The sequence below is a fragment of the bacterium genome, assembly GCA_040757115.1.
Lineage (GTDB): Bacteria > UBA9089 > CG2-30-40-21 > CG2-30-40-21 > SBAY01 > JBFLXS01.
Map to the genome: position 1 here is coordinate 1 of JBFLYA010000035.1, position 25,428 is coordinate 25,428.

The window sequence follows — 25,428 nt, forward strand, 5'->3', positions numbered from 1 at the left end:
TCGTATCTATTGCGCTAATTCTAATCTTATGCCTGCCTTCCTGAGCAATCGAAAATGTAGCGTCGTATTTCTTCCATTCCTCATCATCTATTTTGCATAATACCTCAGCCACACCCGAGGCATTATCACTGGTTATTATTGAAAATCTGGTATGCGGATGAACAAAACACCCGGATTTACGGTCTATCTCAATCTTTATTTCTGGTGGTGTGTTGTCAACAATGACATTAACTACCTTTTCCTTTGATTGATTGCCAATATTATCCGCTACTCGAAATTCAATCTGATGACTACCTTCAAGGGCAATCGAGAATGCGGCATTGTATCTCTTCCATTCATCATTATCTATTCTGAACAACACCTCCATAACTCCAGAGGCATCATCACGGCTGAGTAACGAAAATTTGGTCTGCGAATGAACAAAACAACCAGATTTGCGGTCTATATCCATCTGGACCTCCGGTGGTGTGCTATCAACAATAACATCGATTATCTGTTCCTTTGATGGGTTGCCAACATTATCTATGGCTTGAAATCCAATTCGGTGACCGCCTTCCTGCGAAATCGAAAATGTGCCGGGGTATTTCTTCCATTCCTCATTATCTATTTTGCATAGAACCTCTGCTACACCAGCGAGCTCATCAATGGCTGTTAATGAAAATCCAGTCTGCGGATGGACGAAACTGCCAAATTTGCGGTCTATATCCATTTTTACCACAGGCGGTGTCTGGTCAACAATGACATTCGTTACCTGTTCCTTTGATTGATTGCCAAGACTATCTATTGCCCGAAATTCAATCTGATGGATACCTTCCTGCGAAATCGAAAATGTGTCTGTGTATCTCTTCCACTCCTTATTATCAAGCCTGTATAATACCTCATCCACACCAGAGGCATTATCACTGGCGATTAATGAGAATTTGGTCTGCGGATGAACAAAACTGCCTGATTTGCGGTCTATATCCATCTGGACTTCTGGTGCTGTATTGTCAACAATGACATCGATTATCTTTTCCTTTGATTGATTGCCAAGGGTATCCATTGCCTGGAATCCAATCTGATGGTTACCTTCTTGAGAGAGTGAAAATGTGCCACTGTAGTTTTTCCATGCCTCGTTATCTATTTTGACTATGAACTCAGCTACACCCGAGGCATCGTCACTGGCGATTAATGAAAATTTGGTGTCCGAACGAACAAAACAGCCTGATTTGTGGTCTATATCCATCTTTATCCCTGGCGGTGTCCTATCCACAATAACATTGACTATCTTTTCCTTTGATTGGTTGCCAACATTGTCTATGGCTTGAAATCTAATCCAGTGACTACCTTCCTGGAAAATGGAAAATGTGCCTGCGTATCTCATCCACGCCTCATTATCAATCTTGACTATGACCTCAGCTACACCCGCGGCATCATCAATACCGATTAATGAAAATTGGGTGTCCGAACGAACAAAACTGCCTGATTTGCGGTCTATATCCATCTGGACATCTGGGGGGGTATTATCAACAATGACATCGATTGTCTTTTCTTTTGATTGATTGCCAACTGTATCTATGGCTCGGAATCCAATCTGATGAATACCCTCCTGAACTATCGAGAACGCTCCTGTGTATCTCTTCCACTCCTCATTATCAATCTTGCATTGCACCTCAGCCACACCCGCGGCATTATCACTGGCGATTAACGAGAATTTGGTTTGTGGATGAACAAAACAACCAGATTTGCGGTCTATATCAATTTTTATCTCCGGTGGTGTGTTATCAACGATGACATCAATCACCTTCTCTTTTGATTGATTACCAACCGTATCTATGGCTCGGAATCCAATCTGATGACTGCCTTCCTGCAAAATCGAAAATGTGCCCGTGTATCTCTTCCACTCCTCATTATCTATTTTGCATTGCACCTCAGCCACACCCGCGGCATTATCACTGGCGATTAATGAGAATTTGGTCTGCGGATGAACAAAATTGCCTGATTTGCGGTCTATATCAATTTTTACCTCTGGTGGCGTGTTATCAACAATAATATCAAGGACATTTTCCTTTGATTGATTGCCAACCGTATCTATAGCCTGGAATCCAATCTGATGACTGCCTTCTTGCAAAATCGAAAATGCCCCGGTGTATTTCTTCCATTCCTTATCATCTATTTTGTATAACACCTCAGCCACACCTGCGGTACTATCACTGGCGGCTAATGAAAATATGGTCTGCGGATGAACAAAACTGCCTGATTTGCGGTCTATATCCATCTGGACCTCTGGCGGTGTCCTGTCAACAATGACATCGATTATCTTTTCTTTTGATTGATTGCCAAGCGTATCTACGGCTCGGAATCCAATCTGATGAATACCCTCCTGAACTATCGAGAACGCTCCCGTGTATCTCTTCCATTCCTCATTATCAATCTTGCATTGCACCTCAGCCACACCCGCGGCACTATCACTGGCGATTAACGAGAATTTGGTCTGCGGATGAACAAAACAACCAGATTTGCGGTCTATATCAATTTTTATCTCCGGTGGTGTGTGATCAACGATGACATCAATTACTTTCTCTTTTGATTGATTACCAACCGTATCTACGGCTCGGAATCCAATCTGATGGCTGCCTTCCTGCGAAATCGAGAATGCGCCCGTGTATCTCTTCCACTCCTCATTATCAATCTTGCATTGCACCTCAGCCACACCCGCGGCATTATCACTGGCGATTAGTGAAAATTTGGTCTGCGGATGAACAAAATTGCCTGATTTGCGGTCTATATCAATTTTTATCTCCGGTGGTGTGTGATCAACGATGACATCAATTACTTTCTCTTTTGATTGATTACCAACCGTATCTACGGCTCGGAATCCAATCTGATGGCTGCCTTCCTGCGAAATCGAAAATGCGCCCGTGTATCTTTTCCACTCTTCATTATCAATCTTGCATTGCACCTCAGCCACACCTGCGGCATTATCACTGGCGATTAATGAGAATTTGGTCTGCGGATGAACAAAATTGCCTGATTTGCGGTCTATATCCATCTGGACCTCTGGCGGTGTCCTATCAACAATGACATCAACCATTTTCTCCATTGATTGATTGCCAACCGTATCTACAGCGCGGAATCCAATTTGATGGTTACCTTCCTGTGAAATCGAGAATGCGCCCGTGTATCTCTTCCACTCCTCATTATCTATTTTGCATTGCACCTCCGCCACACCTGCGGCATTATCACTGGCGGCTAATGAAAATATGGTCTGCGGATGAACAAAACTGCCTGATTTGTGGTCTATATCAATCTGGACTTCTGGCGGTATGTTGTCAACCACGACGATAAACTTATCTATCTCTCCAGAGTTACCAAAGGCATCAACGCCTTTATATTTAATCGTATGAGTTCCTGCTTTGTTAAATGATATTGGCTGATGATAGGTATAAAAATCGTCGTTGTCTATAGCTGCTATGATGCGGACAATGCTGGTATCGGCGTCTAATGGTTTCAGGGTATATTGGCAAGATATGTGGGCATAGAGAATGCTCTCCTTTTTAAATAGGGGGCTATCTGGCACTATTTCCAGCTGTAGTTTTCTAACAATCCTTAATATTCTGGCATTACTGAATTTGCCTTCAAGCCCGGATTTATCAATACTCCTCACACGCCAGTAGTATTTTCCTACGGGTAAGGTTGTAGAAACAACACTTGTTGATTCTGTGCCTTGGACTCTATAGACCACATTATTAAATGCCTCGTCTTTCGCTATCTCAAGGTAATATTTTGCCGCCTCAGGAACAGACTTCCATGAAAAGGTTAGCGTCAGGATACCTGTAATAAAATCATCTACCGGTTTAATTAATTCTGGAGATTTTGGAAGTGGTTTTGGAGGTGATGGTAGTTCTCCTTTGACGGATTGAATTCCAAAGCCGGCAGGGACATTGACAGCTTTGCCAGTAGATGATGCCAGAACCTCTCCTTGAAATACAGATATGCTGGAGAGGCCATCGGGTGTGTATCCTATCTCGAATTCAGTTCCTCTAACCCCGCAAAAGACACCTGGGGTCTCAATCTCAAAATTAGAGCCAGTCGTCTTTGTTCCTTTAAACGACATTTTACCGTGAAGGAGTTTTACCTTTGTATTGACTGCTTTAACCTTTTCCGCATAAACGCTGTGTTTAAGTACCAATGATGTCTCTGGTTTTAGTTGCAGGATACTTTTATCCTCAAATTCAATTTGAGCCGTTGAATCTGGACCCACAACAACCTCATCATGGGGATAGACATTATCTCCTCTACGGAGATTAACATACTTATTTGTCCCAATCCTTTTAATTGTAACATCACCAAATACTTCCGTAACTTTCACCTGTGGCACTTCGGGTATTTTAATCATATCTCCGGGGAGAATAAAATGAGGATTTTTGAGTTTGTTATAATCGGCAATAGCCATCCATAACCACGGAGTCTGCAAATACTTTTCTGAGATATCCCACAATGTATCCCCGTCTTTAGTCTTGTGAATCAAGAGTTCTTGTGCAGAGACTAATGAGACTAAACTAACCATACAGGTTGTAAAAAGAAACATTCTAAAGATTTTCATGATTATTACCTCCTTTTTTGGTAACCGTTCACCACAAGATGCCACAGAGACGCAGAGAAAAAATTAAAATCTATTCACCAGAAACAGAAATTTCCGTAAGCGTTCAGGTGGTGTAAGAAAAGGAGATATGGAAATAAAGGAGATAAGGGGATATATTTAGGAGTTTTTGGTGAAAGGATTAGGGTTAGGAGGCTGGTTTGGTTTAGGGGTTATAAAAGTTAGTCTTTTTGCATAACCATTTTGCCCAATTATCCAGGGAATTTATAATCTCCACATCTCCCCAATCCCCTTATCTCCCTTCTTACACTTCTAATATATAACCTGAACGGTTACAAAAAAAGATATTTTCCTCTCTGTTTCTCTGCGTCTCTGCGGTAAAGGATTACCTGAACGGTTACTAAAAATCTCTTTCCGGAAACATTTTTATCATAGCATATCTTCACTTTTCTGTCAATAAGTTTTTTGCTGTATTTTAAACTTGACAGGAATGCGTGTTATAAGTATAATAAATGAGTAATTGGATAATTGGTAACTAATCACCCGAATAGGGCTTCACGAAATTATAAAGTAAGTAATCGGTTAAATGGTAACTGGTAACTAATTACCATTCACCAGTTACCAATTACCAAAAAAAGGAGGCAAAGGTAAAATGAATATCAGAAAAATAGTAGTTGGGTTAATAGTTTTGTTGTTTATTTTAAGTTCATTGGGAAGACAGGCAGTCAATCTTTACACGGATTGGCTTTGGTTTGGCGGTGTCGGTTTTCAATCTGTATTTGTCCAAATATTGACGACTAAAGTTTTAATTGGGCTAATATGTGGAATCTCCTTCTTCTTATTAACCTTTATTAATCCCTTTTTAGCTAAACTATTTTCTCCAAAAAGAAGGTTATTGATTATTGAGCCAGATTTGTTTGAAATACCCCACAAAGAAGAATTTGCCCCTTTTATAAATAAATTTTTATTAAGTATTATCCTCTTAATGGCTATTTTTGTCGGTTATGGCTCTTCAAATAAATGGGAAGAATACCTCCAATTTATGAATCCGACATCTTTCAATTTATGTGACCCACTTTTCTCAAAAGACATTAGTTTTTATGTTTTTAAATTACCGTTTATCAAGTATGTTTATCAACTGTTATGTTTTAGTCTTGGGTTAGGGATGGTGTTAGTGGTAGGGATTTATCTTTTTGAAGGGGCAATGCGGATAACGACAAGAGGATTACGGTTTGTCCCGGCATTTAAGATTCATATCTCGATATTAGCCAGTTTAATCTTTGGATTGATAAGTTGGGGCATAATATTAAGGATGTATGAATTACTTTACTCACCCAGAGGGGTAGTTTTTGGAGCAAGTTTTACAGATATTCATGCCTATTTACCTGTCCTAAAGATTCTTTTTGTGCTTGGATTGATTACCGGCATATCATTTTTAATGAATATCTTCTTTACTAACTGGAAAATCACTATTGGATTATGTGGACTAATGTTAGTTATCTGGGTATTAGGTGGGAGGATGTATCCTGAGGTTATTCAACGACTTCAAGTTGCTCCTAATGAAATAAGGATGGAAGAACCTTATATAAAACTAAATATTAAATATACTCGGATGGCGTATAATCTTAATAAAATAGAGATAAAAGAATTCCCTGCACAAGAAACCTTGACCTTAGCGGATTTGAAAGCAAATGATATGACCATAAAAAATATTAGACTCTGGGACCAGGAGCCCCTTTTGAGCACTTATGGACAATTACAAGAAATCCGAACATATTATAAATTTGTTGATGTTGATAATGATAGATATGTGATTAATGGTGAATATTCTCAGGTAATGCTTTCTCCACGAGAATTATCTTATGAACATTTACCCAGTAAGATATGGATGAATGAACATCTGACCTACACACATGGTTATGGTGTCTGTTTGGGACCGGTAAATAAAATCTCTAAAGAAGGATTACCTGAATTTATGATTAAAGATATTCCACCAATTTGCCTGACAGACCTTAAATTAGAAAAACCTCAGATTTATTATGGCGAAATACCAAATGAATATTGTTTTGTCAGGACTAATGCAAAAGAATTTGATTATCCTGCCGGGGATAAAAATGTATATACAACCTATACAGGAAGGGGAGATATTCCAGTTAGTTCTTTGTTTCGAAAAGTGCTATTAGCCATAAGATTTCAAGAACCAAAGATATTTTTCTCAACAGAGATTACTAACCAGAGTAAGATAATGTATTATCGAGGAGTAAAAGAAAGGATACAAAAAATCTGTCCTTTTATTAGTTATGACCGGGACCCATATTTGGTTATTGCGGATGGAAAATTATACTGGATTTGTGATGGTTATACCGTGACGAATATGTATCCTTATTCAGAACCAATGTATCAAAAGGCTATTGGCAGGGCAAGTAATTATATTCGTAATTCAGTTAAAGTAGTAATAGATGCTTATGATGGTTTGATGTGGTTTTATATTAGTGATTCAAACGACCCAATTATTCAAACTTATGCCAGAATTTTTCCAGACCTTTTTCTATCATTAGATAAAATGCCTCAGGATTTGAAAAACCACATCAGGTATCCAGTAGATATGTTTGCGGTGCAATCTATGATGTATTGTGCTTATCACATGCAGGATGCACAGGTATTTTATAATAAAGAGGATTTATGGGCTATTCATAAGAAAATGGTGGGAGGTACTACTCAGCAAATGGAACCTTATTATACCATTATGAAATTACGAGGAGAAAAAAAAGAGGAGTTTATCTTGATGATTCCTTTTACCCCGGCTCGTAAGGATAATATGATTGCCTGGTTGGCCGCAAGATGCGATGCCCCTAATTATGGTAATTTATTAGTTTATACTTTCCCTAAGGAAAAGTTAATTTACGGTCCATCTCAAATTGAGGCAAGAATTAATCAAGATGCGGAAATCTCTCAACAACTATCACTCTGGGACCAGCGAGGGTCTAATGTCAATCGAGGTAGTTTATTGGTTATTCCAATTGAGAATTCACTTCTTTATATCGAACCACTTTATTTAGTTGCAGAACAAGGAAAAATTCCTGAATTAAAGCGAGTTATTGTTAGCTTTGGTAATAAAATTGTTATGGCACAAAACTTAGAACAGGCTCTTCAGGAAATCTTTGGTGGCAAGATAATGCCTGCCCAGATTGAAACAAAAAAAGAAGTAATAGAAGAAAAACCTTTATCTATTAAGGAATTGGCGAAACAGGCATCAGCACACTTTCAGAATGCAGAAAAACACTTGCAACAGGGTGACTGGGCAGGTTATGGAGAAGAATTACGCAAACTAAAAGAGGTGCTTAAGCGTTTAGAACATCAATAGAGTGAGAAAAGGAGTAGCGAAATTAGAGATGAAAGAATTAGTCAAACAACTACTTATATCTTTTGGAGAAAATCCTGATAGAGAAGGATTAAAAAAAACACCAGCCAGGGTAGAGGAATCGTTGAAATTTCTGACATCAGGTTATGAGGTAGAAGTTGCAGATGTGTTTAAAGATGCTACCTTTGTCGAGAATTATGACGAGATGGTTTTGGTTAAGGATATTGATTTCTATAGTCTATGTGAACATCATCTCCTTCCTTTTTACGGCAAATGCCATATCGCTTATATTCCGGATAAAAAGATAGTTGGATTAAGTAAATTAGTGAGATTGGTTGAAATATTCAGCCGCAGATTGCAGGTTCAAGAAAGGCTTACCACGCAAATTGCTCAGGCAATAAAAGAACATTTGACCCCATTGGGCGTAGGTGTAGTCATCGAGGCATATCATTTGTGTATGATGATGCGTGGTGTCCAGAAACAAAACTCACAAATAACTACCAGCTCAATGCTGGGGATTTTCCGCCAGAAACAATCTACACGAATGGAATTCTTATCGTTGTTAAAGAAATAGAAGACAGAGCTCATAAGGAAAGAAATAATGACTGGCATTATTTTATGTGGTGGCAAAGGCAGTCGATTAGGCTATAAAAATAAACCTTTACTCAAAATAGGTGAAAAGACTCTTATTGAACGAGTTATTTCCAGATTAAAAGAAGTTTGTCTGGAAGAAATTATCTGCGTCAATGAAACTAATTTTCCCTCGCCACTGTTCACTAACTACCCTTCAGTAATTACTATTCAAGATATAATTCCTCAAAAAGGACCTTTAGTTGGGCTTTACACCGGACTTTGTGTGTCTAAGAATTTTTATAATTTTGTGGTTGCGAGCGATATGCCTTTTATTAGTGTTAATTTAATTAAATATATGAAAGAACAGACAGGCGATGCCGATATTATTATTCCTAAGACAAAAAATGGCATTGAATCCCTTCATGCCATTTATTCTAAAAACTGTTTAGATGTCCTCAGACAAAAAATAGATAATGAAAAACTTGCCATTTCGTCTATTTTTAGTGAACTAAAGGTAAAATATATCCTCGAAGAAGAAATCCTTAAATTCTCCATTCCGGAGATTGCCTTTTTTAATATTAATACTGAAAAAGACCTATCAAAGGCAGAAAGATTAGCTAATGAATTCGAAAAATAAGTGTAACTATTCACCGCAGAGACGCAGAGACGCAGAGAAAAAAATTAAAAACTATTTGTCATACGTTTCATTCCATCTCTGATTTTCATCAGAGCAAACTTTTTAGGACTGACATATCATGATTGATTAACAAATTTGGTTTTGATGTCCTATGTATTAGCATGAGTGCCTCAATAATCTTTTCTGTTATCTGATTTATTTCCATGTCTTCTCTGCGAACTCTTGCGTCTCTGCGGTAAATTACCCCCTGCTACGAATTTTCAGCCAGAAGTTTAGCCGAACGGTCACGGACAAATTTAACCTCTGGATTTGAACCCGGGTCAATATGCTTCATGATAGAATAACAGAAAGTTGTATCTGCCCATAATTGCCCAAGGATTGCCGAATGACTAAGTGTTGGAGCACCTGGGATACTAATCAATAAGGTTGGCATTAATTCAGCAAAACGAGTGTAGTTTGCCCGAGCAAGAATTACCTCTTCATCTCCATACTGAAGTCCAGCATGAGCAGGATTGATAGGGTCAATTTTACGCAAGACCATTGGAGGAAGATTTTCACTATAAAAATTTGTCCGAAGGAGAAAAAATCCTATTTTCGTCTTATAGTTGGCAAGAATTCCCTCAATATTCATATGTGAATCGCGTGGTAATCCAAAATAGCGTGAGCAAAGAAAATCATTACCATTTTTGTTGACTCCTTCATTCCAGAACTGAATAAACTCATCTGCTGAAAAAGAAAGAGATTCATCATTGCACCCTAAGTAAATATGGTTGGTTTTATTAAGCAATTGGTGAAGGTATAGAAATTTTGCCAGGACCATTGGTAGAGAAAAATGGTTAGAAATATCAAAATATTGAATAGCAGTTTCAATTTCCTTCCAATATGATAGCGTATTCATTCCCGCGATATGCATTGGGGCAAGTAAAATTGGTGTTTTATTTCGGCCAAAACGTCCAGACACTTCATCAGGAAGTGAAAGAACCAAATTATTATCTCGTAGTCCAATCTCACGAAGTGGGCCGGAATTCGCAAACACTATACGAGAAGCATTTCTCGGTGTATACTCATGAATTTTAATGGTTTCTTCAGTTTTTCCGCTACGAGAAAATTCCAGAAATAAAGTATTCTCAACTGATGAATCCTGAGGAAGAAAACTCAATTGTCTGGGAGAATTTATAATTAGCCAGGTAGTTTTGCGGTTGGGATTGTTATTATTAATATATGAAACCAGATGATTAAATTGTTCATTTGCACCAATTCCTGAATTAATGATATAGCGTGGATACCTTGATTTAAAATGCTCTGAAATATAACGCTCAACTTTGGGAGCGTCAAGACTCATATACTCATTATAGTATTTAAAAACATCTTGCCGATAAAGTTTTACAAGAGGGTCATTTATTGTTTTTTCAGCACTACTTTGAAAGAGTTCAATTACCACTGAATAGAGATTTTTAGGTATCAATAATGGACTGTTCAATGGCGGTGCAGATTCTATTGAAAATAAATGTGGGAAAGGATTTAATCGTTCCATACCTTCGCAAAGAACAATTTCTTTGGTTTCTTCAAATGAAATGCTATCTTTAACATCTTCTAATTTAGACTGGGCAACAATATCACTCAATCCTAACTCGCATAACAAAGACTCTGTCTCTTCAGAAGTTGTCCGTAATGCTTCTGATAGATTAGAGATTAATATCTTTGGTGATAAAGCCCCTCGAACAGCCTCCCAGAGATTTTCTTCTTCTAATCCCTTATCCTTAACTTTATAGATTAGTTCTTTTATGAGATTATTTAAATTAGATTCCTTTTTCATACAAATTTTACTCCCGTCCATAAATATCTTCATATCTCTCAATATCATTTTCATCTGCATATCCGAAGGATATCTCTAATACTCTTCCTTTTTTGCCAAGCGATGAAAGGCGGTGTTTCATATTTCTTAAGATGACAATCTCATCTCCTGGTTTTGGCTTTATAATTTTATCCTCTAACTCCACCTGTAGTCCATCGTCAATAATGACCCATAGTTCATCTCTTTTTTTATGAGATTGTCTACTCAACATTTGATTTGGTTTGACGGTGAGAATTTTAACCGTGCATTCCTCATTATGGGCATATTGTTTAAAATTGCCCCATGGTCTAATATCCTGTATAATTTTTTTTCTAATATCATCTTCTCTTAAACTCATTTTGTATCCTCACCCTCTCTTTTGAAAAAAACATCGTTGTCATATTATACCACAATTTCAATCTATGTCAATTGAAATTTTATACATACACTAAAATTTGGTAACCGTTCAGGCTATATATCAAAAGTGTAAGAAAGGGGATAAGGAGATAAGAGTGATATGGAGATAAGATAATAGAATATAGATTGAAATTTATAGAAATAGGTAGAAATTGATTGTGGAAAACAACAAATTTCCATAAATTTCTATTAATTTCAATTTTTGTCGTGCTCTTCGTGGTGAATAGTTACCCAGGGGATTATTGTTTGCCTTTACCAGACAACTGATTGAGGTAGATAATATCCTGAAAAACCTGTCTCAACCTTACCAAATCCGCCTGGATTCTTCTTAGAACTGCTACCTTATTTTGTTCCAGCAACCCCTCTTTTTCCCTCTTTAATCCATATCATATTTTTATCATATTGACAATCTTTTTTTTGACTCCAATATTTTGATATATCAGGAGACACAGGAGAGAACTGTCCTTTTTAATGTCCCCTACCATCTTGTCCCCGAACTGTATCTTAAAAATAAAAATCATGAAAATTTACTCTTCAGAACTGAAAAATTGATTTATTACTTGACAATTATCTCCTATTTATGATAATCTTAAAAGAACAATGAATCCAGTTCGTAGTAGATTTTCTAAAAAACTGAATAAAGAGGTTGAATCTTTTACCTCTTCTATTGATATTGATAAAAAATTCTATAAGTATGATATTACTGGCAGTCAAGCTCATGCAAAAATGCTCGGTAAATGCGGTATTATCCCTCAACAAGAAGCAGAAGAGATAATACAGAGATTAGAAGAGATTAAAACCGAACTTGAAGAAGGAAATTTTCAATTCAGCCCGGAATTAGAAGATATTCATATCCATATTGAAAAAGCCTTAATAGATAAATTGGGTAAAACGGGTGAAAAACTTCATACTGCCAGGTCTCGAAATGACCAGGTAGCCATAGATACAAGGCTTTATCTCCGAGAAGAAATAAAAGAGATAATCGAACTAATAAGAACCTTACAAAAATCTATCATCAATATAGCCCAGGAAAATTTAGAGACGATTATGCCCGGTTATACCCATTTACAGCATGCCGAACCAGTTCTTTTCTCGCATCATTTAATGGCTTACTTCTGGATGCTTCAACGGGATGTAGATAGATTACAAGATGGCTATAAGCGGGTAAATGTTATGCCACTCGGGAGTTGTGCTCTGGCTGGAACATCCTTACCTATAGACCGCCAATGTGTTGCTGAATTACTTGAGTTTCCCCAAATAAGTGAAAATAGCATTGATACGGTTAGCGACCGAGATTATATCATTGAATTTTCAGGTAATATTTGTTTGGTGATGATGCATCTATCAAGGTTAAGTGAGGAGTTAATTCTGTGGTCAACACAAGAGTTTGGATTTATTGAGTTAGATGAGGCATTTTGCACCGGCAGTAGCATTATGCCACAAAAGAAAAATCCAGATGTTTGTGAATTAATTAGAGGAAAAACAGGTATAATTTACGGACATCTTGTTTCATTACTCACGATGATGAAAGGATTACCACTATCTTATAATCGAGATATGCAGGAGGATAAATATCCATTACTTGATACCGTAGAAATAGTTAAATTAGCATTATCCATCTTTGGTAAGATGCTCTTAACGATGAAGATAAAGAAAGAAAGGATGTTATCTATCCTGAGTGGTGATTTTTCAACCGCGACTGAAATGGCTAATTATTTAGTCAAAAAAGGTATTCCTTTCCGTCAGGCACATCAAATAGTAGGTAAGATATGCCAGATGGGGAAACCATTAGAAGTTTTGACATTGGAAGAGTTACAGCATTTCTCACCCGTATTTTCAGAAGATGTGCTTAAAATATTAAAACCTCAGGAGTCTATAAAACAAAAAATATCTTATGGGGGCACGGGAGTAATTCAAGTAAAGGAACAAATTGAATTAGCTAAAAAAGCATGAATTAAGAGAAGGTAGGGAAACGGGGAAAGGAAGAAAGGGAGAAAAGGCTGAAGGCTGAAGGAAACAGCGTTCAAAACTTCAGCCTATACCCTTCAGCCTTCAGCCTATTTTCAGGAGAATGCTCATGAACCGCTGGTTCACAAATGAGGATGAAAATAGTGGTAGGAGATAGAAGATGGGATGTAAGGAGATAGGCGTGAGGAGTGATGTTTTCTTTACTCTCTACTTTCTACTTCCTTATTTTCAGGAGAAAGGAGGAAATAAAGAAATGCCTGCTATAGTTGACACAGAAAAATGTGATGGCTGTGGGACATGTGTAGAGGTTTGTCCAACAGAGGCAATCGCGCTTGAGGATGATGTGGCACAAGTCAATGAGGATGAATGCACAGAATGTGGCACTTGTGTCGAAGAATGCCCAAATGGCGCTATCTCAATGTCTGAATAAGAAATAAGAGATAAGGGAACAAGTCTTACCTGGATTTTCGATTGCGGATTTTGGATTTATTTTTCAATCTAAAATCCAAAATCTAAAATTAAACTTGTTCCCTTATTAGTAAGCGTTCAGCGGTCAGCAAGATTAGGAAAATCAAGGCATCAGCAAAGTTATGATTCTACTTGCTTTTTTTCGGAGAAGGTATAACTCTCTTAAAATCTGATAGCTGAACGCTTACCCTTATTAACTCTTTTCTCAAGAAATGGAAATTATAATGGAAATAGTAACTCACACACTAAATCATAGCTTGTTGATAACCGCCTTTGTTTTTGTGATGATGATGCTTGTGGATTATATTGAGGTTTTAACTCAAGGCAAGATGAGTCTCCTTATAAAAGGTGGTTATTGGAGGAAATATATAATCTCTTCGGCATTAGCCTCAACACCAGGTTGTCTGGGGGCATTTATGAATGTCTCTTTTTATGTTCATGGGTTTTTAAGTTTTGGTGCATTGGCAGGTGGAATGATTGCCGCCTCTGGTGACGAAGCATTTGTTATGCTGACTATGTTTCCAAAACAAGCATTATTCCTATTTGTCATTCTTTTTATCTTAGGCATTATCTCAGGTTGGATAGTAGATAAAATTATACCTATTTTAAAGATTAAATCCTCTCAGATATGCGAACTTTCAGAACTGCACTTAGAAAAAGAATGTAAAATTCCTGATGTCCGGGGCATAATTGAACACTTTAGAAATATTTCATTTACAAGATTCCTTTTACTCGCCATATTTTTAATGATAATTACTTACGGGTTAGGGGGAAAAATGATTGAGGATGAAAATGAACCCTGGTTAAAAATGGTATTTATCTTGTTAGCCATATTATCTACCGCCATTGTCATTAGTGCCCCAGACCACTACTTAGAAAAGCATATCTGGAATCATCTGGTTAAAAAACATCTCTGGCGAGTATTTTTATGGACATTTTTTACGCTTTTAGCCGTGGATATGGGACTTAAATTTTGGGACATTGAGGCTTTTATTAAAACTAATATGTTCTGGGTATTCCTCATTGCGGCTTTAGTTGCCTTAGTTCCAGAATCCGGTCCTCATCTTATCTTTGTGATGATGTTTGCAAAAGGAATTATCCCTTTTTCCGTCCTTCTAACAAGTTCTATAATTCAGGATGGTCATGGGATGTTACCACTTCTATCTTATACCATAAAAGATGCCTTATGGATAAAATCGATTAATTTTGTCATTGGTTTATTTTGTGGTTTAATCCTTTATCTGGTAGGTTTTTAATATTATGGCTATTTTACCAATAAAAGTATATCCTGACCCTATCCTCCGTAAAAAGGCGAAAGAGATAACTAAAATAAGAAAAAGAACATTAAATTTAATCAATAATATGATTGAAACAATGTATGCGGCAAAGGGTATTGGTCTGGCGGCTAATCAAGTGGGGGTTTTGCACCGTATTATCATTATGGATACCAGCCAAAATGAAAAAGATAAAAACCATCATAATCCTGTTGTGCTGATTAATCCGAAAATTTTATCTTGCGAAGGAGAAAATGTCGGGGAAGAAGGATGCCTGAGTTTTCCTGAAATAAGGGGGGAGATAAGAAGGGCAACGCAAGTAAGAGCGAAGGCTTTGAATGTTAATGGCGAAACCATAGAAATAGAGGCGACAGGATTACCCTCTCGAGTCCTTCAACACGAAATTGACCATCTCAATGGAATAGTTTTTATCGATCGTATGGAAAAACAAACACGGGAATCCCTTAAAAATCAACTGGAAATGCTAAAGAAGAGGAAAGTCTCTACATGAAATTTAAATATATCTATGGCCCTGTGGCTTCCTGGAGATTAGGCAGTTCTCTGGGAATAGATTTGCTTTCGCAGAAGGAGAAAATATGTAATTTTGACTGCTGTTATTGTCAGATTGGAAGGAATTTAAAATACCTTACCCAAAGGAAATTATATGTTCCCACACAAGAGATAATTGAAGAAATAAAAAGATTACCTGATTGTCAGATAGATTATATTACTTTTTCTGGTAGAGGTGAATCTACACTCGCCATAAATTTAAGTGAAACAATAACTGCAATAAAAAAACTCCGAAAAGAACCTATTGCCGTTTTAACTAATTCAACCTTAATCAATAAAGTTGATGTCCGCCAGGAATTAACATTGGCAGATTTCGTTATTCTCAAATTAGATGCCTTTTCACAGGAAACACTTGAATTAATAAATAACCCCGCCATAGGAATTAAATTTGATGAGATTTATAATGGCATAAGGGCTTTTAGAGAAGAATATCGAGGGAAATTAGCACTTCAAATTATGTTTATTGATGAGAATAAGAATAGTGCCCGGAGATTATTTCAATTAGCCCGAGAAATCCAACCAGACCAAGTGCAAATAAATACACCTTTGCGACAATGTAAAGTAAAACCTTTATCACCAGAAGAAATTTTCTTGATAAAAAGATATTTTAAGGGATTAAATATCATCTGTGTTTATGATGCAGAAGATAGAGATGTAACACCTATTAGCCAATCTCAAACCTTAAAAAGAAGAGGAACGGTGATGTAGAGTAAATTAAGTCTGTCAAAAGGTTGAAAGATTTAAAAAAAAGTAACTATTCACCACGAAGGGTACGGAGAGCACGAAGTGAAATTTGATGAATTATCGAATAGAGTCATTGGATGCGCTATAGCGGTGCATCGAACTCTTGGGCCAGGTTTGCTTGACACCGTGAAGAGTGATAATTCACAATTCACAATTGACAATTCACCATTCACCATTATTAAGGAAATTTAGGGAAGAAATTGTGAATTGTGAATGGTGAATGGTGAATGGTGAATAGTTACAAAAAAAATTGGTTAATCACTTAACAACAAACTTTTGCACGAAAATATTTATAACTTTCTCAATAAACATATCGCTCCTATGGAGCTAATTTGATGTTGAGACGATAAAGCTATAAACATCTCGCCCTTACAGGGCTGAATATATTTTCTAAACTCCGTTAGGAGTGATATATTTGTAGACTATGATAATCCTTAAAGAATTCAGCTCCGTAGGAGCGAAATGTTTAACTGTGATTTTTGTGACAGAAGAATAAACAATCTTAATCTTTAAGTTCTTTAATTTTAATATCTTAAATATTATTTGTGTTTATTCGTAGATTTATACATTAAATTTCCTGCAAAAGTTTGTTGACAAATTAAGAAAAGTTTGATATAATTTTAAAAAATGGCTGGCAGAAGCTAAAAGGGGGTAGATAATGATTAGTTAAAACCGATTCTCTTTCCGGTTTAATAATGTTTTTATTTATGAGATTAGAATTGCTATCTTGCCTTCTATCTCAAAAAGAAACATTATGGATATAGAGAAAAAACCTAAAAGGAGGTTATTAGAATGCAAGGTAGTAAACTTTATGTAGGAAATCTTAGTTACTCTGTAACTAAGGAACAGGTGGAAGAGTTATTTTCCGCCCAGGGGGAAGTTAAGCAAGTGAATATAATTGAAGGTAAAGGGTTTGGGTTCGTTGAAATGGGCAGTCAGACAGAGGCTGAGAAAGCAAAAGAAGCATTAAACGGTACCGAGTTTGCAGGACGGACATTAAGAGTTGATGAGGCACGGCCACCCAGGAGTAGAGATAGTCGAGAAAGTCGAGGAGGAGATAGACAAAGAAGAGGACCAGGAAGCGGAGGAGGTTATCGAAGATACTAATTAGAATTTACCCCTTACCAATCTAATGGTGAATTTTGAAATAGGAATCTGCCAGCCATTTCATTACAAATTCACAAAGTGTATTTTTATCATCTCCATTTTCCCTTATCTAAAATACTTGCCACGAAGATACTTATAAAGTATAAATTTTAAACCCTACTCATTTCTCGCTACTGTTATACGGGTTAAAGATGGTATTAAAAGAATAGTAACCGTTCAGGGATATAGCCACAGAGTCACAGAGAACACAGAGGGAATATATAACCACGAATGAACACGAATAATAAAAAGATTCGACCTGTGCGATTAGATTAATTCATCGCAGAGACGCAAAGGAAAAATAAATGTAAAATGTAAAATAGGAAATGAAAAATGGGAAATTTTAGGACTTCGCAAGACTCATTATCTTTCAGTTATACATTTTCATTTTACATTATCCATTTTACATTTAACCGCACAGGTCGAAAAGATTTGTAGTGCGAGACTTTAGCCTCGCTTCTGGCAAGCAGGAAAGCGAACCTAATGGTTCGCACTACATTTATCGAATGTCACAGGTTAATTCGTATCCATTTGTGGCTAATTTCTCTAATTCTCTGTGAACTCTGTGCCTCTGTGGCTGAACGGTTACAAAGAATAATCCTTCTATAACAAATCGGGGTTCGGATTCAGGGGTTCGGGGATTCGTTTATTCCCGAATCCCTTTTTTCGTATCCTGGTGCCTTGGTGGTTGAATAGTTACAAAAAGGATTAAAATGAAGATAGGTGTAATACCTTTTTTAAATGTTAAACCACTGATATACAAATTAGAATTAGATAAATCAGTGGAATTAATTTATGAATATCCATCTAAACTATCTAAGTTATTAAAAAAAGGGAAGATAGATGCAGGAATAATTCCGACAATTGATTATTTTCGTGGAATTGGTAAATTTGTCATTCCAAATATTTCCATTTCTTCTTATGAGAAGGTAGAAAGTGTAAAATTATTCTATAAAAATGAAATTTCGGGAATCAAAACAGTAGCGGTAGATGAAAATTCGTCAACATCAGTTGCGTTATTAAGGATTATTCTAAGTGAAATATACTCAATTTTTCCAGAATTTAAAGAAGTTAGTAATGATAACTTAATGGATATTTTTAAAAAAAATGAAGCAACTCTTTTAATTGGAGACCAGGCATTAATGTTGTCTGATAAAAATATAGACCTGGGAGAACAATGGTATAAATTGACTGAATTACCATTTGTTTATGCTTTTTGGGTCATAAGAGAGGGGATGGAAGATTATGAGGAAGTAGTTAGACTTCTTACAGAAAGTAAAGAATTTGGGATGAGGAATTTAGAGAAAGTAATTAATATTGAATCAAAAAGACTTTCACTAAATAAAAGAATTATAAGTAATTATTTAAGACAGGTTATTAGGTATAATCTTATAAGACCAGAAATAAAAGGAATTTTAAAATTTGTTAATTATGCGATTAAATATAAACTTATAGAAAAGGAGCGCGAGATTGAATTCTGCACTCTTTCAAATTTTAGATATGGCCTTAAACGGCGAGAGGCTAAATTTTAACGAAGGTATGAAGCTTTTTCAAGAAAAGGATATTTTAAAAATTGGTAAAGTAGCAAACGAAATTCGATTTTTGGCTCATCCGGATAACATTGTAACTTACATCATAGACCGCAATATAAATTATACCAATGTTTGTGTTTCAAAATGTAAATTTTGTGCCTTTTCCAGAGATATTGAAAGTAAAGATGCCTATTTTTTAAAATGGGATGAGTTAAAGAATAAGATAGAGGAAACGGTTAAGTTAGGTGGGACTCAGATTCTACTTCAAGGAGGATTGCATCCGGGATTTAAAATTGAGTATTATGAGATGATGTTGCGTAAGATTAAAAACACCTTTCCTGAGATACATATTCATGGATTTTCGCCGCCAGAAATTATGTATTTTGCTACAAAATCAGGATTTAGTATTAATAATATTATAAATCGGTTAAAAGATGCTGGATTAGATTCAATTCCTGGAGGTGGGGCTGAGATTTTAGTTGATGGAATTCGCCAGCAAATAAGTCCAAATAAATACAGTTCAACTCAATGGTTAGAAATTATGCAAACTGCCCATAAACTTGGAATGAAAACTACCGCCACAATGATGTTTGGACATATTGAATCAATTGAGGATAGAGTTAGTCATTTATTGAAGATACGAGATTTACAGGATGAAACTGATGGATTTACAGCATTTATTCCATGGACATACCAACCGCAAAATACTATTTTGGGAGGAAATGGGGTAGGGGGATATGAATATTTAAAAACACTTGCAATATCAAGAGTTATGTTAGATAACTTCAAGAACATTCAAAGCTCCTGGGTAACACAAGGACCTAAAATAGGACAAATAGCCTTGACATTTGGAGCAAACGATATGGGTAGCACAATGTTAGAAGAAAATGTCGTTAGAGCCGCTGGTGCTGAATATCGGTTGACTAATCAGGATATAATTAATTTAATAAAAGATGCTGGATTTATCGCAAGACAACGAGATACTTTTTATAATTTAATCGGATAGTAAAGAGAAGGGAAGATATGGCGAGGCAGTTAGGAAGATTAGAACTTCTGAACTTAAGAAGTATTGAAGTTGAAAGGAAATGGACACCGCAGAGATGCAGAGTCGCGGAGAAAAAATTCGACCTGTGCGGTTAAATGTAAAATGGATAATGTAAAATGAGAAATGTAAAATGAAAATGTATAACTGAAAGGTAATGAGTCTGGCGAAGGACTAAAATTTCCCATTTTTCATTTCCTATTTTACATTTTACATTTATTTTTCCTTTGCGTCTCTGCGATGAATTAATCTAATCGCACAGGTGGAAATTTAGTTTAATCTGTCACCTATTTCTTCTCAGCATCTCTGTGTCTCTGCGGTTAAATATTACCAAATTGAGACTTATGGGTAAGTTTCAGAAATTTATCTTGACAAACTAATTTAGACTATGATATTATGATAGATGGAATTTTGAATATTAATAAACCTGCGGGGATGACTTCCCACGATGTCGTTCAATGTATTCGAAGATTGATTAACCAGAAAAAGGTTGGGCATGCAGGAACTTTAGACCCACAGGCAGAAGGGGTTTTAATTCTTCTTTTAGGTAAAGCAACAAAATTATCCGAAAGCCTGAAAAGTGATTCTAAAGAATATCTTGCAGAAATGAAATTGGGAATTAAAACAACGACTCAAGATGCCTGGGGACAAATAATTGAACAAAAATCTAACTTTACTATTCAAAAAAAGGATATTGAAAAGGTACTTTTAGATTTTGAGGGTGAGATAAATCAAATTCCACCTATGTTTTCTGCAATACATCATGAGGGTAAAAGGTTATATGAATTAGCTCGGCTTGGAAAGGAAGTGGAACGACAACCTCGAAAGGTAAAGATATTTGAAATCAAACTTTTAAATTTTATACATCAGGATGAATTTAGATTTAAAGTTACTTGTTCTTCCGGAACTTACATTCGGACTTTATGTGCAGATATAGGTGAGGCTTTAGGGGTAGGGGGACATTTAACCTCATTGAAAAGGATTAAAAGTGGCAATTTCAAAATCGAAGATTCGATTGGCTTAAAAGATTTAATAGAAGGGAAAATTAAGGTAGAAGAGGTTCTTTTATCGTAAGCGTTCAGCCACAGAGGCACAGAGTTCACAGAGAATTAAGGGAATTAGCCAGAAATGCACACGAATTAACCTCTGACATCCCATAAATGTAGTGCGAACCTTTAGGTTCGCCTTTTGGCTTGCCAGAAGTGAGGCTACAGCCTCGCACTACAAATCTTTTTGTATTTGTGTTCATTCGTGGTTATATATTCCCTCTGTGTTCTCTGTGACTCTGTGGCTATATCTTGAACGGTTACCTTTTATGAGTCTAAAATGAAAATTTTCTGGAGAATTCCAGCTCAATTTGAATATGAAAATGTGGGATTAACGATAGGTGTATTTGATGGAGTGCATTTAGGTCATCAAAAAATTATCACAGAACTGATTAATTCTTGTAGAAAAAAAGGACTTACAAGTCTTATTTTGACTTTTGAGATTCATCCAAGAAAAATATTATCAGCAACTATGCCTGCTCTATTAATTACCCTTGACCAGAGATTAAACATTATTTCTCAGCTGGGTATGGATGTGTGCATAATTACTGATTTTGAACAAGAGATAATGAACCTTGAGGCAACGGAATTCATAGAAAAAGTGCTCATTGATAAATTAAAAATGAAACAAATGTGGATTGGAACGAATTTTTTATTTGGAAGAGGAAGAAAAGGGGATGTCCAGTTATTACAAGAGTTAAGTGCAAAAAAAGGGTTTAAATTACAGGTAGTTGAGCCAGTTAAATTTGAAGATGAAATTGTTAGTAGCACAAGGATAAGGGAATATCTAAAGCAAGGGGAGGTAGCAAAGGCAAATTTACTTCTATCCCGACCTTATACGATTGGAGCGGAAGTTATCCATGGCACAAAAAGAGGAAGAATCCTTGGTTACCCTACCGCAAACTTAAAATGGGATGAAGAAGTTTTATTACCTGAAAAAGGTGTCTATGCGGTCAGGGTAAAAATGGATGATGAAAGATATGAAGGTGTGGCTAATCTGGGCTATCGTCCAACATTTGGAGAAGAAAAAGAACTTTATTTTGAAGTCCATATCTTCGATTTTAATCAGGAAATTTATTTTAAAGAATTAAATGTTTCTTTTATAACAAGAATACGGGATGAGAAACCGTTTAAAGACCAGGATAGTTTAATTAGACAATTAAACGAGGATGAAAATAAAGCAAAACAAATATTAAAAGCAAGTAAGTGGTAACTAATTACCATTTACCAATTACCAAATACAAGGAGGTGCTCAAATGTCGTTAACGACAGAAGGAAAACAAACATTGATTGAAAAATATCGAATGCATGAAAAAGATACAGGTTCACCAGAGGTTCAGATAGCGCTATTGACGGATCGAATTAATTATTTGACTGAACATTTTAAGGTGCATGTTAAAGATTATCATTCACGAAGAGGATTGCTTAAACTCGTTGGACAAAGGAGAAGATTACTTAATTATCTAACTCAAAAAGATACAAATAGATACCAGGACATTATTCAGAAGTTAGGATTGAGGAAATAAGATAAAGAATGGTTAATCAAGTATTATTAGAAATTTCTAAAAGCCTTTTACAGGGTGAGCCGCTCCATTTTAGTAAAGCAATATACTTTTCTAAATTAGATAAAGAAAGTATTTTAGATTTGGTATCTTTAGCGAATAGAGTAAGAAAGGAATATTGTGGGGAAGGGATTGACTTATGTTCTATTATGAATGCTAAATCAGGGGCGTGTTCAGAGGATTGTCAATTCTGTGGTCAGTCTGGACATTATAAAACTGATACACCTGTTTATTCTCTTAAGAGTGAGGAAGAAATTTTACAATCAGCTAAGGATGCAGAAATTTCAGGGGCAACAAGATTCTGTATTGTCATTAGCGGAGAAAAACCCGATACCACAGATTTCAAAAAGATTATTAGTGTTTTAAAGAAAATAAAAGAAGAAACGAACTTAAAATTAGATTGTTCACTGGGAACTTTGACAAAAGATAAGGCTTATGCTTTAAAAAATGCAGGAGTGAGCAGATATAATCATAATCTTGAGACATCGGAAAATTATTTTAAACAAATCTGCACGACCCATTCTTATAAAGATAGATTATCTACTTTAAAAATATTAAAAGAAGTAGGATTAGAGGTTTGTTGTGGAGGAATTATTGGCTTAGGTGAGGATTGGGATGAAAGGATAAAATTTGTCTTTGCCTTAAAAGAGCTGGATGTAGATTGTATTCCTATTAATATTTTAAATCCGATACCAGGAACACCTTTAGCAAATGTTAAACCGTTATCTCCGCTGGAGATAATAAAAACAATTGCTATTTTTAGATTGATTTTAAAAGATAAAATCATTAAAATCGCTGGAGGTCGTGAGGTGAATTTAAGGGATTTACAAGCATTATCTTTATTAGCCGGGGCAAATGGATTAATCATCGGAAATTATTTAACAACGCCAGGAAGAGATGCAAGTTTAGATATGCAGATGATAAAAGATTTGGGATTGAATATAAGGAAGTAGAGAGTAAAGACCATAGACTATAGACCATAGACCAAAGACTAAAGACCAAAAGGATAGGGGAAAATGAACCGAGAGCGAAGAAAAATTATTGGAAATATCTTTGGGGATGCTGCCAAATATACACTTACCGCCGGTGTGATAAGTAGTATCTTATCGGGAAAATTTGCATTTCTCTCAAGTTTAGTCATGGCAATATGCTGTGTAATACTTGGCGTGTTAGCGTATTATGTAATCCCAAAAGATATAGAGAGGTGAATAATATGGAGAATATGGAGCAGGTATGGAATCTTCTTATTCTTCTTGGAATACCAATACTAGCAGGTATTGTTTCCCTGATTATGTTTAAAATTCAAGACAAAAAGAGATAGAGGTTAATTTTGGCGGGGTGGCAGAGTGACTATGCAGCCGCTTGCAGGGCGGCGCACGGAGGTTTAAATCCTCCCCCCGCCTCCAGAATTGGTAATTAGTTACCAATTACCAATTACCAGTTACCAGTTACCAATTACCAGTTACCAATTTTCAAGGAGGTTTTCAGTAATGATTGGAAAAAATATCAGATTAGAACGAATAATTAATCGTGACTCTAAACGCACTGTCATTATCCCTATGGACCATGGCGTAACGATGGGACCCATACCAGGATTAGAGAATATGCGTGAGGCTGTTGGTAAGATAGTGGAAGGTGGTGCTAATGCCGTCATTTTGCATAAAGGTATGGTAAATGCAGGCTACCGTGGTGGAGGCAAAGATATTGGCTTGATTATTCACCTTTCTGCCAGTACGGTTTTAGGTCCTGATTCAAGTGATAAGGTGCAGGTGTGTAGTGTCAAAGAGGCAATTCAATTAGGTGCTGATGCGGTTTCTGTCCATGTAAATTTAGGTGCGGCTAACGAAAGAGAAATGTTGACTATTTTAGGCAGGGTAGGGGAGGAAAGCCAGGAATTTGGTATGCCATTAATTGCGATGATGTATACACGCGGTAAAAAGATTGAAAATGAATTTGATGTTAAATATGTTAAACATGCCGCCAGAGTTGGAGCTGAATTAGGTGCTGATATGGTTAAAGTTAATTATACTGGAAACCCACAAACCTTTGCAGAGGTGGTAGCCGGTTGCCCAGTGCCAGTGGTTATTGCTGGAGGGGAAAAGGTAGAAACAGAGGCTCAATTATTTGAAATGGTTGATGGTACAATAAAAGGCGGCTCTGCAGGTGTATCAATCGGCAGGAATGCCTTCCAACATAGAGACCCGGTTAAAATCGTCCAGGCGATTAGTAAAATGGTGCATGAAAATTACTCTATTGCTCAAGCAATGAAAATATTAAAATAATCGTAACTATTCAGCCACAGATAGACACGGATGAAACACGGAAAATCCGGTGGTGTCTTAATCTAGCATAAAAGTTAAAATAGTGTATAGGGTTCTGCAAAATAGGATTTGAGGGAGATAACTGAGAGTTAGACCTGAAATTAAATCAAAAATCAAATATCAAAATGCAAAATTACAAATCAAATTTCAAAGAGGAAGTAGCAGGGTTTCTCAAAGAGTTGGAGGAATATAGTAGATAGTTGATAGTTGAAGGACTATAAACTATAAACTATCAACTATAAACTATAAACGAGTTTTGCATTTTACTCTTTGGAGGAAATCCCTTTTGGACACCAAATCTGCATAGATTTCATTATTAGAGTTATTTTCAGACACCACCAATTTTTTTGT

22 protein-coding genes and 1 tRNA gene are annotated in these 25,428 nt (G+C 36.2%); 18 read left to right on the forward strand and 5 right to left on the reverse strand.

Annotated elements, in window-relative coordinates; genetic code table 11:
- The coding region (locus AB1422_04580; protein MEW6618612.1) for an Ig-like domain-containing protein at nt 1-4,585 on the reverse strand (4,585 nt) is incomplete at its 3' end.
- 649 nt (nt 4,586-5,234) lie between these two features.
- On the opposite strand from AB1422_04580, the gene AB1422_04585 reads away from it, so the two are divergent.
- From AB1422_04585 to AB1422_04595, 3 genes are read left to right on the forward strand one after another with little or no spacing between them, the layout of a single operon-like run.
- Nucleotides 5,235-7,946: a UPF0182 family protein gene (locus AB1422_04585; GenBank protein ID MEW6618613.1), complete on the forward strand. Its 2,712-nt coding sequence runs from the start codon at nt 5,235-5,237 to the stop codon at nt 7,944-7,946.
- A gap of 28 nt (nt 7,947-7,974) precedes the next feature.
- On the forward strand, nt 7,975-8,517 hold the full coding sequence (folE, locus tag AB1422_04590; protein ID MEW6618614.1) for a GTP cyclohydrolase I FolE: 543 nt from the start codon (nt 7,975-7,977) through the stop codon (nt 8,515-8,517).
- A gap of 27 nt (nt 8,518-8,544) precedes the next feature.
- A complete protein-coding gene (locus AB1422_04595; protein MEW6618615.1) occupies nt 8,545-9,153 on the forward strand; it encodes a molybdenum cofactor guanylyltransferase in 609 nt (202 codons plus the stop codon).
- 250 nt (nt 9,154-9,403) lie between these two features.
- On the opposite strand, the gene AB1422_04600 is transcribed toward AB1422_04595, so the two are convergent.
- The 3 genes from AB1422_04600 to AB1422_04610 form a co-directional block, all read right to left on the reverse strand.
- Complete coding sequence (locus tag AB1422_04600; protein ID MEW6618616.1) at nt 9,404-10,969, reverse strand: hypothetical protein; 1,566 nt, start codon at nt 10,967-10,969, stop codon at nt 9,404-9,406.
- Nucleotides 10,970-10,976: 7 nt separating this feature from the next.
- Complete coding sequence (locus AB1422_04605; protein ID MEW6618617.1) at nt 10,977-11,345, reverse strand: phosphomannose isomerase type II C-terminal cupin domain; 369 nt, start codon at nt 11,343-11,345, stop codon at nt 10,977-10,979.
- 113 nt (nt 11,346-11,458) lie between these two features.
- Nucleotides 11,459-11,584, reverse strand: coding sequence for a hypothetical protein (locus AB1422_04610; GenBank protein MEW6618618.1), 126 nt, complete (start codon nt 11,582-11,584; stop codon nt 11,459-11,461).
- 420 nt (nt 11,585-12,004) lie between these two features.
- Here AB1422_04610 and argH point away from each other — a divergent pair, with 420 nt between their 5' ends.
- The 9 genes from argH (at nt 12,005) to truB (ending at nt 21,222) form a co-directional block, all read left to right on the forward strand.
- Complete coding sequence (gene argH, locus AB1422_04615) at nt 12,005-13,357, forward strand: argininosuccinate lyase (protein MEW6618619.1); 1,353 nt, start codon at nt 12,005-12,007, stop codon at nt 13,355-13,357.
- 175 nt (nt 13,358-13,532) lie between these two features.
- Entirely contained in the window at nt 13,533-13,802 is a 270-nt protein-coding gene (locus AB1422_04620) for a 4Fe-4S binding protein (GenBank protein MEW6618620.1), read from the forward strand.
- Between the two features lie 262 nt (nt 13,803-14,064).
- Nucleotides 14,065-15,096 (forward strand): putative manganese transporter, encoded by a 1,032-nt coding sequence (locus AB1422_04625; protein MEW6618621.1) that lies wholly within the window; start codon nt 14,065-14,067, stop codon nt 15,094-15,096.
- A 4-nt stretch (nt 15,097-15,100) separates the two neighbouring features.
- Complete coding sequence (gene def / locus AB1422_04630; protein ID MEW6618622.1) at nt 15,101-15,625, forward strand: peptide deformylase; 525 nt, start codon at nt 15,101-15,103, stop codon at nt 15,623-15,625.
- Nucleotides 15,622-16,392: a radical SAM protein gene (locus tag AB1422_04635; GenBank protein ID MEW6618623.1), complete on the forward strand. Its 771-nt coding sequence runs from the start codon at nt 15,622-15,624 to the stop codon at nt 16,390-16,392. Before def ends, AB1422_04635 begins: the two co-directional genes overlap by 4 nt.
- 828 nt (nt 16,393-17,220) lie before the next feature.
- The gene (locus tag AB1422_04640) at nt 17,221-17,535 is read left to right on the forward strand and encodes an RNA-binding protein (protein ID MEW6618624.1); all 315 of its coding nucleotides are present in this window, start codon (nt 17,221-17,223) and stop codon (nt 17,533-17,535) included.
- Between the two features lie 752 nt (nt 17,536-18,287).
- Nucleotides 18,288-19,106, forward strand: a complete 819-nt coding sequence (locus AB1422_04645; protein ID MEW6618625.1) for a menaquinone biosynthesis protein — start codon at nt 18,288-18,290, stop codon at nt 19,104-19,106.
- Nucleotides 19,107-19,113: 7 nt separating this feature from the next.
- Nucleotides 19,114-20,112, forward strand: a complete 999-nt coding sequence (gene mqnC / locus AB1422_04650) for a cyclic dehypoxanthinyl futalosine synthase (GenBank protein MEW6618626.1) — start codon at nt 19,114-19,116, stop codon at nt 20,110-20,112.
- Nucleotides 20,113-20,544: 432 nt separating this feature from the next.
- Nucleotides 20,545-21,222, forward strand: coding sequence for a tRNA pseudouridine(55) synthase TruB (gene truB / locus AB1422_04655; protein ID MEW6618627.1), 678 nt, complete (start codon nt 20,545-20,547; stop codon nt 21,220-21,222).
- Between the two features lie 25 nt (nt 21,223-21,247).
- Here the strand turns inward: truB and AB1422_04660 are convergent, their stop codons facing one another.
- Nucleotides 21,248-21,397, reverse strand: a complete 150-nt coding sequence (locus AB1422_04660; protein MEW6618628.1) for a hypothetical protein — start codon at nt 21,395-21,397, stop codon at nt 21,248-21,250.
- Between the two features lie 77 nt (nt 21,398-21,474).
- Here AB1422_04660 and AB1422_04665 point away from each other — a divergent pair, with 77 nt between their 5' ends.
- The 6 genes from AB1422_04665 to AB1422_04690 all read left to right on the forward strand — a co-directional run bounded on the left by AB1422_04665 (nt 21,475) and on the right by AB1422_04690 (nt 25,038).
- Entirely contained in the window at nt 21,475-22,407 is a 933-nt protein-coding gene (locus AB1422_04665) for a bifunctional riboflavin kinase/FAD synthetase (protein MEW6618629.1), read from the forward strand.
- A 43-nt stretch (nt 22,408-22,450) separates the two neighbouring features.
- A complete protein-coding gene (gene rpsO / locus AB1422_04670) occupies nt 22,451-22,720 on the forward strand; it encodes a 30S ribosomal protein S15 (protein MEW6618630.1) in 270 nt (89 codons plus the stop codon).
- 8 nt (nt 22,721-22,728) lie between these two features.
- Nucleotides 22,729-23,709 (forward strand): biotin synthase BioB, encoded by a 981-nt coding sequence (gene bioB, locus AB1422_04675; GenBank protein MEW6618631.1) that lies wholly within the window; start codon nt 22,729-22,731, stop codon nt 23,707-23,709.
- Between the two features lie 63 nt (nt 23,710-23,772).
- Nucleotides 23,773-23,964, forward strand: coding sequence for a hypothetical protein (locus AB1422_04680; protein ID MEW6618632.1), 192 nt, complete (start codon nt 23,773-23,775; stop codon nt 23,962-23,964).
- Between the two features lie 124 nt (nt 23,965-24,088).
- Nucleotides 24,089-24,162 (forward strand) — tRNA-Cys (locus AB1422_04685).
- Between the two features lie 84 nt (nt 24,163-24,246).
- Nucleotides 24,247-25,038: a 2-amino-3,7-dideoxy-D-threo-hept-6-ulosonate synthase gene (locus AB1422_04690; GenBank protein ID MEW6618633.1), complete on the forward strand. Its 792-nt coding sequence runs from the start codon at nt 24,247-24,249 to the stop codon at nt 25,036-25,038.
- Nucleotides 25,039-25,428: the final 390 nt, after the last annotated feature.